The sequence below is a fragment of the Pseudothioclava arenosa genome (genome assembly GCF_002358085.1).
GTDB lineage: Bacteria > Pseudomonadota > Alphaproteobacteria > Rhodobacterales > Rhodobacteraceae > Pseudothioclava > Pseudothioclava arenosa.
In genome coordinates, this window is sequence record NZ_NTJD01000004.1 from 267,644 (window position 1) to 281,619 (window position 13,976).

At 63.1% G+C, this 13,976-nt stretch carries 13 protein-coding genes; 7 read left to right on the top strand and 6 right to left on the bottom strand.

What is annotated here, in order from left to right; all coding sequences use genetic code 11:
- Positions 1–155: 155 nt before the first annotated feature.
- The 7 genes from CLN94_RS07480 to CLN94_RS07510 are packed head-to-tail and all read left to right on the top strand — an operon-like array spanning position 156 to position 5,006.
- Positions 156–431 (top strand): STAS domain-containing protein, encoded by a 276-nt coding sequence (locus CLN94_RS07480; RefSeq protein WP_096432723.1) that lies wholly within the window; start codon positions 156–158, stop codon positions 429–431.
- Positions 428–793: a response regulator gene (locus CLN94_RS07485; protein ID WP_096432725.1), complete on the top strand. Its 366-nt coding sequence runs from the start codon at positions 428–430 to the stop codon at positions 791–793. The genes CLN94_RS07480 and CLN94_RS07485 overlap by 4 nt, the downstream gene beginning before the upstream one ends.
- 12 nt (positions 794–805) lie before the next feature.
- A complete protein-coding gene (locus tag CLN94_RS07490) occupies positions 806–2,905 on the top strand; it encodes a chemotaxis protein CheA (RefSeq protein WP_096432727.1) in 2,100 nt (699 codons plus the stop codon).
- A 4-nt stretch (positions 2,906–2,909) separates the two neighbouring features.
- Positions 2,910–3,380, top strand: a complete 471-nt coding sequence (locus CLN94_RS07495) for a chemotaxis protein CheW (protein ID WP_096432854.1) — start codon at positions 2,910–2,912, stop codon at positions 3,378–3,380.
- The gene (locus CLN94_RS07500) at positions 3,377–4,252 is read left to right on the top strand and encodes a CheR family methyltransferase (protein ID WP_096432729.1); all 876 of its coding nucleotides are present in this window, start codon (positions 3,377–3,379) and stop codon (positions 4,250–4,252) included. The genes CLN94_RS07495 and CLN94_RS07500 overlap by 4 nt, the downstream gene beginning before the upstream one ends.
- The gene (locus tag CLN94_RS07505; protein ID WP_096432731.1) at positions 4,243–4,629 is read left to right on the top strand and encodes a response regulator; all 387 of its coding nucleotides are present in this window, start codon (positions 4,243–4,245) and stop codon (positions 4,627–4,629) included. Before CLN94_RS07500 ends, CLN94_RS07505 begins: the two co-directional genes overlap by 10 nt.
- Before the next feature lie 8 nt (positions 4,630–4,637).
- The gene (locus tag CLN94_RS07510) at positions 4,638–5,006 is read left to right on the top strand and encodes a hypothetical protein (RefSeq protein ID WP_143598889.1); all 369 of its coding nucleotides are present in this window, start codon (positions 4,638–4,640) and stop codon (positions 5,004–5,006) included.
- Between the two features lie 87 nt (positions 5,007–5,093).
- On the opposite strand, the gene CLN94_RS07515 is transcribed toward CLN94_RS07510, so the two are convergent.
- The 6 genes from CLN94_RS07515 to cysS all read right to left on the bottom strand — a co-directional run bounded on the left by CLN94_RS07515 (position 5,094) and on the right by cysS (position 13,900).
- The gene (locus CLN94_RS07515) at positions 5,094–5,654 is read right to left on the bottom strand and encodes a chemotaxis protein CheD (protein ID WP_179300264.1); all 561 of its coding nucleotides are present in this window, start codon (positions 5,652–5,654) and stop codon (positions 5,094–5,096) included.
- Entirely contained in the window at positions 5,614–6,648 is a 1,035-nt protein-coding gene (locus CLN94_RS07520) for a protein-glutamate methylesterase/protein-glutamine glutaminase (RefSeq protein WP_245845145.1), read from the bottom strand. The genes CLN94_RS07515 and CLN94_RS07520 overlap by 41 nt, the downstream gene beginning before the upstream one ends.
- A gap of 34 nt (positions 6,649–6,682) precedes the next feature.
- On the bottom strand, positions 6,683–9,763 hold the full coding sequence (locus CLN94_RS07525; protein WP_096432739.1) for a methyl-accepting chemotaxis protein: 3,081 nt from the start codon (positions 9,761–9,763) through the stop codon (positions 6,683–6,685).
- A gap of 112 nt (positions 9,764–9,875) precedes the next feature.
- Complete coding sequence (locus tag CLN94_RS07530) at positions 9,876–10,637, bottom strand: squalene/phytoene synthase family protein (RefSeq protein WP_096432741.1); 762 nt, start codon at positions 10,635–10,637, stop codon at positions 9,876–9,878.
- The gene (gene cimA, locus CLN94_RS07535; RefSeq protein ID WP_096432743.1) at positions 10,634–12,256 is read right to left on the bottom strand and encodes a citramalate synthase; all 1,623 of its coding nucleotides are present in this window, start codon (positions 12,254–12,256) and stop codon (positions 10,634–10,636) included. Before cimA ends, CLN94_RS07530 begins: the two co-directional genes overlap by 4 nt.
- Positions 12,257–12,385: 129 nt before the next feature.
- Complete coding sequence (cysS, locus tag CLN94_RS07540) at positions 12,386–13,900, bottom strand: cysteine--tRNA ligase (RefSeq protein WP_096432745.1); 1,515 nt, start codon at positions 13,898–13,900, stop codon at positions 12,386–12,388.
- Between the last annotated feature and the right edge of the window lie 76 nt (positions 13,901–13,976).

The following is a 13,976-nucleotide window of genomic DNA, read 5'->3' on the forward strand; positions in this document are numbered from 1 at the left end:
GCACCACCATGCGCGGATTCCGACCTCCGAGGTTGAGAAGCGACCCTGCGGGCGTCAAGCCTATCTTAACGGCTTGCCGCTAAGGCTCATGGATCGAAGCATGAAAGGGCGCTGGCGATGCGGGTTTCACTTTCTTCTCTGGCGGAGGGCGCACGATGGTAGAGTTGATGCTTGCCCCCCGTCTGGACATGGCCGCGGCGCGCCCCCTGGCCGAGGCATTGCGGGGCCACCGGGGCGGCGCCTTGACCCTCGACGCAGGCGGCGTGCAGTTCGTCGGGGGCCTTTGCCTGCAGCTTTTGTTGGCCGGGGCGCAAGATTGGCGTGACGCCGGCCTGCCCCTTACCTTCTCGGCCCGCAGCACCGCCTTCGACGCGGCGATCGCCCTCTTCGGCCTCTCTCTCGATCAGTTGCAAACCAAGGAAGCGTCATGAGCCTGACCGTTCTCGCCGTCGATGACAGCCGCACCATCCGCGACATGCTGCGGCTTGCCCTGACCAAAGCCGGGGTCGAGCTGCATCTGGCCGAGGATGGGGTGCACGGGCTTGAGGTTCTGGAAGGGCTGCGCCCCGACGCAATCATCTCCGACATCAACATGCCGCGGCTCGACGGTTTCGGCTTCATCGAGGCGGTGCGGCGGCAAGACCAGTATCGCGGCACGCCGATCCTTGTCCTGACGACGGAATCCGCGCCCGAGCTGAAGGCGCGCGCCCGCGCCGCCGGCGCCACCGGATGGATCGTCAAGCCCTTCGACCCCGAGAAACTGCTCAAAGCCCTGCATATGGTCGCCGGCTGAGCGGAGGGAGAGATGAGCAACGACCCGATGACCGAGATTCGCGCCTCCTTCTTCATCGAATGCGAGGAGTTGCTGGAAAGCCTGCAGGACGCGCTGGCCGATATGGAAAACGGCGCCAAGGACAGCGAGACAATCAACGTCGTCTTTCGCGCCGTGCATTCGATCAAGGGCGGCGCCGGGGCCTTCGGGCTGGATGCGCTGGTCGGTTTTGCCCACCGGTTTGAAACCGTCATGGACGAGCTGCGCGCGGGGCGCCTCGACGCGAGCCCCGAGGCGATCAAGCTGTTCTTCCACGCCGCCGACCTTCTGCAAGATCACGTCCGCGCAGCGCGCGACAACCAGGCCCCGCCCTCCGAGAGCGAGCCCTGCCTGCACGCCCTCGAAGCCTTGATCGACGCCCCTACGGGCACCGAGGAAGAGGTCTCCGATTTCCAGCCCATGGGGCTTGGATTTGATCTCGACAGCTTCGGCGCCGAACCGGACGCCACGAGCTACCTGATCCGTTTTCGGCCCCTCGACGGCCTCTATCAATCGGGAAACGAGCCGGGCTATATACTGCGCGCACTGGCCGCATTGGGCGAGACCGAGATCACCTGCGACAGCGATGATCTGCCGGACCTGCTCACGCTCGACCCCGAACGGCCCTATCTGTCATGGACGATCCGGCTGACGGGCACTGTCAGCGAAGCCGAGGTCCGCGAGGTCTTCGATTTCGTCGAGGACCTGTCCGAGCTCGAGATTTCGCTGGACGACCTGCCTGTTCTTGACCTGCCGGAGCCTGCCCCCGAGCCGCCCCCGTTCATGCCGCCCCCGCCCTCCGAACCAGAGGCGGTTCCTGCGCCGGTCACGACCCAAAGCGTGCCCGCAGCCACCGCCGAAAAGGCGACCGCCCCCCCCACAAGCGAGGCGAAATCGCCAACCGTCCGCGTGGATCTCGAACGCATCGACCGGCTCGTCAACCTCGTCGGAGAACTTGTCATCAACCAGGCCATGCTCGCGCAAAGTGTCAACGAGGCCGGCCTCGCCCCGAATTCGGCGGTGATGACCGGGCTCGAGGCCTTCATGATGCTCACGCGCGACATCCAGGACAGCGTGATGATGATCCGCGCGCAACCCGTCAAACCCCTGTTCCAACGCATGGCCCGGATCGTGCGCGAAGCCGCCGCGAGCACCGGCAAAGACGTTCGCTTCCGCACCGACGGCGAGACGACGGAAGTCGACAAGACCGTGATCGAGCGACTGGCCGACCCGCTCACCCACATGATCCGCAATGCGGTCGATCACGGGCTTGAAACGCCGCAGGCGCGGCTCGCGGCGGGGAAGCCTGCAGAGGGCAGCATTACGCTCTCCGCCCAGCACCGCTCCGGCCGCGTGATCATCGAGATCCGCGACGACGGCGCGGGCATCGACCGCGACCGTGTGCGGGCGATCGCCACCTCCAAGGGCTTGATCCCGCCCGAAGCCCAGCTTTCCGACAGCGAAATCGACAACCTGCTATTCTTGCCCGGGTTCTCAACCGCGACCGAGGTTTCCAACCTGTCGGGCCGAGGCGTTGGCATGGATGTCGTGCGCTCGGCGATCATCGCCCTTGGCGGGCGGATCGCGATCAGCTCCGAACGTGGCAAGGGCAGTTGCTTCTCGATCTCGCTACCGCTCACCCTCGCGGTTCTCGACGGGATGGTGATTTCGGTCGCAAACGAGACCCTCGTCATCCCGCTTTCTTCGATTCTCGAAACCGCGACCCTCACGCCGGACGACATCCGCATGCTGCACCCGGGCACGCATGTGGTTCATATGCGCGGTGACTTCATCCGCCTGCTCGATCTCGGGGCCGAGCTGGGCTACCGCGCCCCGAAACAGAGCTACGTGGGCGACATCGTCCTGTTCACCTCGAAAGAAGACGGAACCCGCTCCGCCCTGGTCGTCGATGCAATTATCGAGCAACGACAAGTGGTTATAAAAGGGCTCGAACGAAGCTACGGCCACATTCCCGGCATCGCCGCCGCAACGATCCTCGGCGATGGACAAATCGCCCTGATCCTCGATCCGGCAGACCTGGCCTCGCAAAGCAGCACCCGCCACAAACGTAATGATCTCTCTCTCGCAGGATGACTTCATGACCGACGACCTCAGCAAAACGACCAAAGCAGAAGTCGAGCTTCTTTCCTTCCGCCTCGGCGGAGAAGAATACAGCGTCGACATCATGTCGGTCCGCGAAATCAGGGGGTGGACCCGTGCAACCCCGCTGCCGCATGCACCCGAATACGTGCGCGGGGTGATCAACCTGCGCGCCACGGTGCTGCCGGTCGTCGACCTCTCGGTCAGGCTCGGCATGCCGCCGATCACAGGCGACGCCCGAAACGTCATCATCGTGGTGCAGAACAGAACCCATACCGCCGGCCTGCTGGTGGACGCGGTCTCCGACATTCTCGCGGTCAGCAACGAAGCCCTTCAGGCCCCGCCCGAAATTGCAGACGATCGCGCGGCCTGTTTCATCTCGGCTCTGACGATCGTCGAGAACCGCATGATCCGCGTGCTTGATCTTGGGGCGGTTCTTCCCGGAGAGAATTCGGAGGCCGCCGCATGAGTGGCATCACTCAAACCTCCGGACCTCCCCCCGCGCTAGATGCATCGGAATTCGCGGCAATCTCCGATCTCATCCAGCGGTCGGCCGGTATTGTGATTGCTCCTGGCAAGGCATCGATGGTTCAGTCACGCCTCGCCAAGAGGCTGCGAGCCCGCGGCCTTCGTGACTACGCCAGCTATATTGACCTGATCCGTTCGCCATCTGGGTCCGATGAGCTTCGCGAGATGATCTCGGCGCTCACCACGAACGTCACGCAATTCTTTCGCGAAAGCCATCACTTCAACTTTCTGAAGGACACCGCGTTGCTGCCCCTGATCGCGAAGGCCAAGCGCGGTGGCCGCCTTCGGATTTGGTCAGCGGGATGCTCCAGCGGGCAAGAGGCCTATTCGATCGCCATGGTTCTGGCCGAACTCGAGCCGGAATTTGCAAAGCTCGACATCCGCATTCTGGCAACCGACATTGATGCGTCCGTCATCCACGAGGCCAGAGCCGGTCTTTATGACCGCGCCGCCATCGAAGGCATCCCCGCCCCCTATCAGCACAAATACTTGATGCCCGAAGGGACAAATTTCAGGATCTGCGAACCGCTGCGCAGGCTGGTAAGCTACAGAGAGCTGAATCTTCACGAAACCTGGCCGATGAAAGGCAGGTTCGAGATCATCTTTTGCCGAAATGTCGTGATCTATTTCGCAGCGGAGGCCCAAAACCGGCTCTGGCACCGGTTCGAGGAGTCCCTCACGGAGGGCGGCTGGCTTTTTGTCGGGCATTCCGAACGTGTCCCCCAACGACCGGACAGCCGACTCCACACAGCCGGAATCACCACCTACAGACTTAGGGCCTCGCGGCCCGAAGGGAGCCAACCATGGCACTGAGAGACCAGTTGCGCATCATGGTGGTCGATGACATGTCGACCAGCCGCGGACTACTAACACAAGCCCTTGATTCTATGGGAATTCGACAAATCAGCAATGCCTCCAACGGCCCTGAGGCACTGGGCCTGATGTCCAAATCTCCGGTCCATCTGGTCATCTCAGATTACAACATGCCGGGGATGGACGGCTTGCAACTGTTGCACGCGCTGCGCAGCACTCCAAAGCTCAACCGCACCGGTTTCATTCTGATCACCGGGAGAGCAGAGAAGTCGATTATCGATCACGGGCGCAGCCTTGGAATGAACAATTTCCTGAAGAAACCCTTTACGCCGAACGAACTCCGCAGCTGCATCGAGGCCGTCGTAGGTCGCCTATGAAACGCCTCATGAACAAAGACAGCGACCCCGCCGAAACCATCGAATTGCGTGCGACACTGGAGCGCCTTGCAGAGGAACTGAACCGAATGGCGGCGTCCGCAGCACAGGTACAAGACGCACTGTCATTCGGGAGGCCAACAATTCAGCTATCGCCGCAATCGGTACGCGACATTCAGGCTCTCGATACAATCACCCAAAAGCTGGAAGATCTCGCGCACTTCAGTCTCGCGGCCGCGCACGCGATCCCATCGGCCATCTTGCTGGAGAAAACCGCAGTGTTTGGCGGGTTGCGCCTCCACGAACTGGTCAATACCCTAGATCCTTACGTCAACCTCTGCAAGAGCCATGCCGATCAGGGCGGGGTCGAATGGTTATAACTGTGTCGAAAGTCCTCTGGCGATTTCCACCTACTGGGCAACAGGCTCCCTACGGAAATTCCCCGATACGAGCGACCGCAAGGACAGTCAAAACAGTTCAATCTCGGGAATCTCTAGAGCCGGGGAAATGATTGGAACCAGCGGCTCCTGCTCCAGGAGTTTTTGGCGAACCCTGCCGCTTTCTGGCCAAAAGATGATCTTTCGCGCGGTCGTCCCGCCAAGACTGTGACTGACACAATCGATCGCTTCGCGTGCTAGGAACTCCTGAATAAATCGTGCGTTGCGCCGTCCGACATCCGATGCCGAAGAAATCATCCGCGCACCACCAAATACTTTGGCCCGCAAATTGCGTCGTTCGGCCCCGGCTTTGATGAGTTCGTTGATCAGGAGTTCCATGGCATGCGCCCCGAAACTCGCGGCGGACACGCTGCCTTTCGGCTGTTCTGGAAGCAGGAAATGGTTCATCCCCCCGACCCCGCGCACCGGATCGAACAGACAGGCCGAAACGCAGGACCCCAAGATTGTGGTCAGAGGGGTTGCTCTTGCGTCGCCTATCGCAAACTCGCCTTGCGACAGATAGCGGGGCGCCTGTTCGAAACCGTTCTTCTCAGGCCGCATTTCCTGCTCCAGAAAGTCGCGCTTGGCCAAAACTCCCGCATTCGGCCAAGACATGTTCGGCGACCCGCTCAAGAGGCAACACGACCTCGGCCGCGCCGCGCTCCTTGGCAACGCGCGGCATCCCGTAGACGATCGAGGTCGCTTTATCCTGTGCCGCACAATGGCCGCCAGCCTCTCGGAGCCGAAGGAGGCCCTCGGCGCCATCGCGGCCCATCCCGGTCAACAACACAGCCACCGCGCGCGCGGCATGCGGAATCGCAGACTTGAACAGAACATCGACCGAGGGCCTGTGACCGGACACTTTGTCTCCCGAGACAAGGCAGCACTGCAATGGCCCGCCTTGGCTGAGCGCGAGGTGATACGCTCCCCCGGGCGCGAGGTAGACGGTGCCGGGGGTTAACTGAGCACAATGCGTTCCCAAGCACACTCGGGGCCTGAAACGCTTATCAAGCCGCCCGGCAAAGCTCGCCAGGAAACTCGCCGGCATATGCTGCGTGATCAAGGTCGGAGGGCAGTTTTCCGGAAACGCCCCGAGAATGGTTTCAAGCGCGTCGACTCCTCCGGTCGAAGACCCCAGAAGCAGGAATTTTCCATTCGGCACATACCCGTTTTCGGGGGGGTAATGCTGCGGTCGCTCCCTGTCCCGGAATTTCACCTCCGACGCCGCAACCAAGAGTTCGGGAAGCTGTGCGAATGTGGATGGGGTCACCCCGCCAGCAGGCTTGCCGATGCACTCAATAGCGCCAAGGGATAGCGCCTCCAAAGCCGCGGCAGACCCTCGATGCGTTTCGGTGGAGATCATCACAACTGGCATCGGGCGCAGCCGCATCAGCTTTTCCAGAAACGCGAGACCACTCATCCTCGGCATTTCGACATCGAGCGTCAGGACATCGGGATTCAGAGCCTTGATCAGATCACGCGCCTGATACGGGTCCTCCGCCTCTCCGACGACCACCAAACGAGGGTCGGGCGCGAGGCGGGCCCGAATGAGCCGACGGATCGTTGGCGAGTCATCGACGATCAAAACCCGAACTCTAGGCATCACTGCTCCCACCTCGTCAGAAGTCCTGCCAATCGTCGGCTTCAACCTTGCGAAGCGTGTTTCCATCGGCAATCGCAGCTCGCGACGAGGCAAAATCGACGCGCGCCGGCGCGCTCGCCCTCCACTGGCTGTCCTGCTCCTCTTCGCGCGTCCGGCTGGTTGCGGCCTCTTCGCCACGCGGGGTTCGGAACTGGCGGGTGGTCGCGCGCAGGTTCTCTGCGCCTCGGCTCAGGGAATGGCTCGCGGCCGTGGTTTCCTCGAACATGGCGACGTTCTGCTGCGTCACCTGATCGAGCTGGTTCATCGCGTGGTTGATCTCCGAGAGGCCGGCAGCCTGCTCTCGCGAACTCGCGGCGATCTCTGAGACGCGCGTTGCGACGTCGGTCACCGCATTCAGGATGCCCTTCAAGGCCTGCCCCGTCTGATCGACAAGGTTAACCCCCCTGTAAACATGATTGCTGGAAGCGGTGATCAGCGTCGCGATCTCTTGCGCCGCGTCGGAGGAGCGCTGCGCGAGGGCCCGCACCTCGGAGGCGACGACGGCAAAGCCGCGCCCCGCCTCGCCCGCCCGCGCGGCCTCCACCCCGGCGTTGAGCGCAAGCAGATTGGTCTGGAACGCGATTTCGTCGATCACACTGATGATCTTGGATATCTGCTTCGAAGAGTCTTCGATTTCGCTCATGGCCGCAACGGCCTGCGACACAACCTCACCCGAAGCTTCAGCGCTCGCACGGGCCTCGGCAACGACCCGATCGGCCTCGATCACGCCCTCCGTGGCCGAATTCACCGAGGAGGTCAGCTCATCGACAGCCGCCGCAGTCTCTTCAAGCGTGGCGGCCTGCTGCTCGGTCCGGCGGCTGAGGTCCTCGGCCGCTTTCGAGATTTCCTGCGCCTCGCAGTCGATCGAGGCGGCATTGTCGATCACGGCCTGCATCGCCGCGCAAAGCTTTTCCACCGCTCCGTTGAAGTCCGCGCGCAGTTCTTCATATTGTTCCGGAAAACGCGTGTCGATCTGGGACGACAGATCACCATCCGAAAGTGCCGAAAGGCCAACCTGCAAGGCTTCGACGACCTTGCGCTGCTCGGCAATCATGGCCTCGTTGCGCTCGCGGGCCTGTGCGAGCGCCCCTTGCGCCTCGGTCACGTCGCTGCCGATCATAACAATCTTGAAGATCCGATTGTTCCGATCGGGAACCGGCGTGATCGAGCCTTCAAGGATGATCTCCGCACCGTCATGACGCGTAAAGTGGAAGCAGCCGATAACCGGCTCGCAGGCTGAAATTTTCTCGCGAAAGGCTCCGTCACCATCTACCATCCGGATCGACTCCAGAAGTCGGCGACCGATGATCGCATCCTCATCCTGCGCCCAGGCCCTGCGGAAATTCTCATTGCAGCGCATGACGCGGTTGTCGGGCGAAAACTCACAGACGCATTGCGTGGTGTCGAGTGCGTCGATCAGGGCGCGTTGCATGCGCAGCTCGGTGACATCACGCCACTCGATCACGTAGCCGATCATCTGCCCGTCCGCGCCATGAATTGCGCTGACATCGAGGCCGAAGCGCCCTTGGCCGACGATGATATCCGTCCGAAACGGCAGGTTGGCGGGGTCGGTCAGGACGCTTCGCGCATGGGCGGGCACACGGTGGAACACATCCATGTTCATCCCGATGATACGATCGGGATCCAGCTCTTTGTAGACCGTCTGGAAATCATCGAGATGGGTCGAGATCAGCTTGATCACCGACTTGTTGCAGTAGAGAATCTCAAAGTTCATGTTGACCATCATCATCGCCGCTGACGACGCGTTGAAGGCGGTGCTCTGCATCATGGTCTCGACCTGCGCGACATCGGCCTGCACCAGTTCGCTACGCAGATGATCGAGCGCGCGCGCGATGTCGCCCACCTCATCCCCGCGCTTAAGACCGGTCACCTCGATATCGCGCTGGCCTTCCGTGATCTGGATAATGCTGCGCACGAGGCGGCGCAGTGGTTCCGAAACCGTCCGTGCCATCAGTGAGGCCATCACCACCAGGACGGCGAGGTTCCAGCCGCCATGGAACAGCATGGACCCTGCAAGCCCTTTTGCCGGCGCGAAAACCTCGGCCGCGTTCTGCTCGGCAACGGCCGCGAAATGCTGGCCGTGAAAATCCATCGGGCGATAGGCCGCAACGGCCTCGACGCCGGAAAGCCCGGTCAACTCCAGAAAGCCGCTGTCCCCCGAAAGCGCCGCCTTGACCGCCGCATTGGTCGGCACGTCTTGCTGGACCGTGCCCCCGTCAGCAAAGCGCAACTGATTGGCGAGCTTGCCCGCAGCATCGACAAGATAGGCCTGCCCGGTCTCGCCCAATCCACGGGCCCGCGCCAGCACCTCGTTGATCCGGTCGCTGGAGACCCGGGCCACGACGACGCCGGATTGCGCTTTCGCCTTCAGTTCCATCGGGGCCGCGAGATAAAAAACACCATGCGCAGCCGACGCCTCGGCCACGAGCGGCGAGGCGAACACTTCGCCAGAACCGGCCCCCAGCGCAGCCAGAGCGGTCTGGGCAAGCGGCGAACCGGCAAGCGGCCCGGCCTTCAGGTCCTGAGCAAAGGCATCGCCCTTGCGCAGCGAATAGACCACCTGGCCCAGTTCATCGACCAGCAGCAGATCGTCAAACCCCATCTGCTCGGCCTGCGCGACGAGGCTGCGATTGAGCCGCGCATGGGTCATCGCGTAGCCATCGCGCAGATCCGCGCTTTCGGTCTTGCCGCGCTGCTCATCCGAGAACGGGTCCACCGGCGGATAGGCCCGGCGCAACGCCTCGCCCACACCCTCGCCCTTCATCCGCCAGGCCAGCCGGAATTCGCGCAGCGCCTGCAGGCTGCCATCACTCGCGGCGAAAGCGCGCAGATTGGCATCGACCTGATCCGACCATGTCTCAATCTCTTGCAGACGGGTGGCCAGCGTGCGTTCGAGCCGGGCCGATCCCTCATTGGCGAGCAACTCACGCGCATCGCGATAGGCCGTGCCCCCCATGATCGTCAGCGCGACCAGCGAGATCGCCACGAGCATCAGCGGCAGCTTCAGGGACAGCTTCAGGTTTCCGAAAAAATTCATTCCACAACTCCGGACCGGGATTCGCAGCCCCGGGCCGCAGACGGGGCCGCGGTGGGGCTTTGGTCAGGATCGTGGCGTGAACCTTTGAAGATTCACTTAAATGGAGAATTTTTCAGATCCGCCAGAAAACCGCCCGCAAAAGCGCGGCGCGGCGGGCGAATTCGGAGCCGTCAAGCTGCCCTTCGGCAACGCGCGACGGGTCCTGCGCGGCGCGCTTCAGCCGTGACGGCGCAAGATAGCCCGGCAAGAAGGCCGCCTGCAGCGCCGGATCCCTGCCTCCGCGTGCGCGGGCAATCCGCGCAAGCCCCTCTTGCGCAAGCCGCGCGACGGTTTCGGGGCGCCCGTCGGGCAAGGGCAGCCGCCCGCGCGCCTCAAGCTGGGGCACGGCCGAGAACAGAGCCGCAAGCCCCGCCGCCGCGCCGAAATCACGCGCGCGCGCCTCAAGCCCGGGCGCCGCACCAAGCGCCGATGCGGCGGCCCAGATCAGGTTGCCCGAGGTCTGGTCGAGATAGGCCCAGAGCGCGGCCTCGTCCTCGAAAGGCTCGCGCCAACAATCCCAGCGGCGCGCCTCGGCGATGGCCGAGATCAGCGGCGCCTGCGCGCGCAAGGGGAGCAGTGCCGGACCCAGCTCATGCTGCGGCTCGCGCCCGGTTTCCGCCAGCGCGTCAAAGGCATCGACCCACCATTGCAGGCGCATCTCGGCGACCATCGGCTCGGCCGAGGCCCAGGGCGCGCGCGCGATTTCGAGGTTCGCGGCATAGAGCGCCCAGAGCGGGCCGCGTTGCGCGGGCGCGCAGGCCATGGTCGCGGCAAACCGCTCGGGGTCGCCCTTTTGCACGGCCTCGGCGGCGGCCTGAAGGGCGTGATCGCTCATACCGGCTTGGCCCCGTCGCGGATCAGCTTCCACTGCACCGCCTCCAAGAGCGCCTCAAAAGACGCGTCGACGATATTGGCCGAAACCCCCACCGTCGACCAGCGCTGGCCCGAGCCATCCTCGCTGTCGATGATGACGCGGGTCACGGCCTCGGTGCCGCCCTGAGTGATGCGGACGCGGAAATCGACCAGTTTCATGTCGTCGATGCAGGCCTGATAGGGCCCGAGGTCTTTCGCCAGCGCCTTGGACAGCGCGTTCACCGGCCCGCGGTCACAACCCTGCGCATCGAAGCTTTCGGACACCGACAGCTTTTTCTCGCCGCCGATTTTCACGACGACCACCGCCTCGGAGGAGTTCACCATCTTGTCGTAGCGGTTCTTGCGCCGCTCGACGGTGACGCGGTAGCGCTTGACCTCGAAGAAATTCGGCATCAGCCCCAGTTCGCGCCGCGCGACCAGCTCAAAACTCGCCTGCGCGCCGTCATAGGCATAGCCCTGATCCTCGCGCTCCTTGATCGTATCAAGGATGCGCGCGAGCGCCGGGTCTTTCGGGTCGACCTCGATACCCATCCCGGAAAGCCGCGCGCGCAGGTTCGACTGACCCGCCTGATTGGACATCGGGATGAGCCGCGAATTGCCGACCAGCGCCGGGTCGATATGTTCGTAGGTAGACGGGTCCTTCAGGATCGCCGAGGCATGCAGCCCCGCCTTATGCGCGAAGGCCGAGGCCCCCACGTAGGGCGCCGAGCGCAGCGGCACGCGGTTCAGGATGTCGTCGAGCTTGCGCGAGAGTTTGGTCAGGCCCGCCAGTTGCTCGGCACCCACGCCGATCTCGAATTGCGAGCGGAACGGCTCTTTCAGCAGGAGCGTCGGGATCAGCGAGGTCAGGTTCGCATTACCGCAACGCTCGCCCAGACCATTGAGCGTGCCCTGAATCTGCCGCGCCCCCGCCAGCACCGCCGCAAGGCTTGCCGCCACCGCCATGCCGGTGTCGTCATGGCAATGAATGCCGATCCGGTCGCCCGGGATGCCCGCATCAATCACCGCGCGGGTGATCTCATGCACCTCGGCGGGCAGCGTGCCACCATTCGTGTCACACAGCACCACCCAGCGCGCGCCCGCGCGGTAGGCGGCCAGCACGGCTTCCAGCGCATAGGGCGCGTTCGCTTTGTAGCCGTCAAAGAAATGCTCGGCATCGAACAGCGCCTCGCGGCCTTGGGCGACCATATGCTCGACCGAGGCGGTGATGTTTTCGAGGTTTTCGTCCAGCGTGATGCCGAGCGCGGTGGTGACGTGATAGTCATGCGTCTTGCCAACGAGGCACACCGCCGGCGTGCCCGCGTTCATCACCCCCGCCAGCACCTCGTCATTCGCGGCCGAGCGCCCGGCCCGCTTGGTCATGCCAAAGGCTGTGAAGGTCGCGCGGGTGTCGGGGCGGGCCTCGAAGAACTCGCTGTCGGTCGGGTTCGCACCCGGCCAGCCGCCCTCGATATAGTCGATACCGAGCGCATCAAGCCCCTTGGCGATCGCGATCTTTTCGGGAACCGAGAATTGCACGCCCTGCGTCTGCTGGCCGTCGCGCAGCGTGGTGTCGTAGAGGTAAAGGCGTTCTTTGGTCATCTTTCGTTTCCTCTTACGACTGGACGCAGGGGCGGCGGCCGCCCGAGGGGGGCGCAAAAGCGCCCGCCGTGGGGGCGGGCGGGCGCTGCCCGTGCTGGCGCACGGGCCGGTGCATCTGACCGAGAGCCATCACAGCCCCTCCAGCTTGGACGCATCAAACCCGGGGCCCGGCAAAAGCTCCACCCCGGCCTTCGACATCCGCACCTCAACCCCCGCCGCGACCAGCGCCGCTTTCAACGCATCGACCGGGGCGAAATCCTTGGTGTCCATGGCGGTGGCGCGGAGGGAGGCCAGCTTGTCCGCCAGCCCCGACAGATCGGCGCCGCCGCCTTTCGAGGAGAGCCACTCACTACGCGTCATCGCCAATAGGCCAAGAAGATTTGCCGACCTCTTTAGCTTTCGGGCAACCTCATCACGTCCGTCTGTCATAATATGCCAAGCCACCGCAGCTCCATGAAGCTGATCAAAAGCGACCTTGGTATTCAGATCATTGCTAAGGGCTTCGACAAGCAGAGAGTCAGGCTCAATGCTTTCATCCAGCTCCGTGTCACCGACTGCTTCATAAAGATAATCCAGCATTTTCTCGGCCTGGCGCGCCTTTTCAGCCGTCCAGTCCATCGGCTTCGAGTAATGCGTCTGCAGGAAGACGAAGCGGATCACCTCGCCCGGGATGCCCGGCTCGCCGTCGTGACCATCCAGCAGGTCGCGCACTGTAAAGAAGTTGCCAAGCGACTTGGACATCTTCTTGCCCTCGACCTGCAGCATCTCGTTGTGAATCCATATCCGTGCGAATTCTCCCGGCCTGCCATCCGCATGTGAATGCGCGCAGCAACTCTGCGCGATTTCATTTTCATGATGTGGGAATTGCAGGTCTATGCCGCCGCCGTGGATATCGAAGACATGGGGGAATTTCTGGGCATCCTCAGACAAACGACCTTCTGCCAGAGGTTTCTTCCAGAGGAGTTCCTCGGACATCGCCGAGCATTCGATATGCCAGCCAGGCCGCCCGCGCCCCCAAGGGCTGTCCCAGCCCGGAAGCCCATCATCCGAGGGCTTCCAGAGCACGAAATCCATCGGGTCTTCCTTGAAGGGTGCCACTTCGACCCGCGCACCCGCGATCATGTCATCGACCGAGCGCCCCGAAAGTGCGCCGTAATTGCGATAGCTGCGCACGCGGAACAGCACATGGCCGTCCTTGGCATAGGCATGGCCCTTGGCGATCAGATCCTCGATCATCGCGATCATCGCGCCGATATAGTCGGTCGCGCGCGGTTCGACAGTCGGGCGCAGCGCGCCAAGCGCGTCCATGTCGGCGTGATACCAGCCGATAGTTTCCTCGGTGCGCTCGCGGATCAGGTCTTCGAGGCTGCCCTCGGCGCCCGCCTCTTTGCGCGCCAGTGCGGTCGCGTTGATCTTGTCGTCGACATCGGTGAAATTGCGCACATAGGTCACGTGATCGGCGCCGTAAATCTCGCGCAAGAGCCGATAGAGCACGTCGAACACCACCACCGGGCGCGCATTGCCCAGATGCGCCCGGTCGTAAACCGTGGGCCCGCACAGATACATCCGCACGTTGTTCGGATCAATCGGAGTGAAATCCTCGACCGTGCGGGTCTTGGTGTTGCGCAAACGGATCTGGGTCATAAGTCCCTCGCAGGTAGTCCCGGCGGGGCTTATCAGCTTCGAGGCTTCCTTGGAAACTCTGAAACGACCCGCCTGA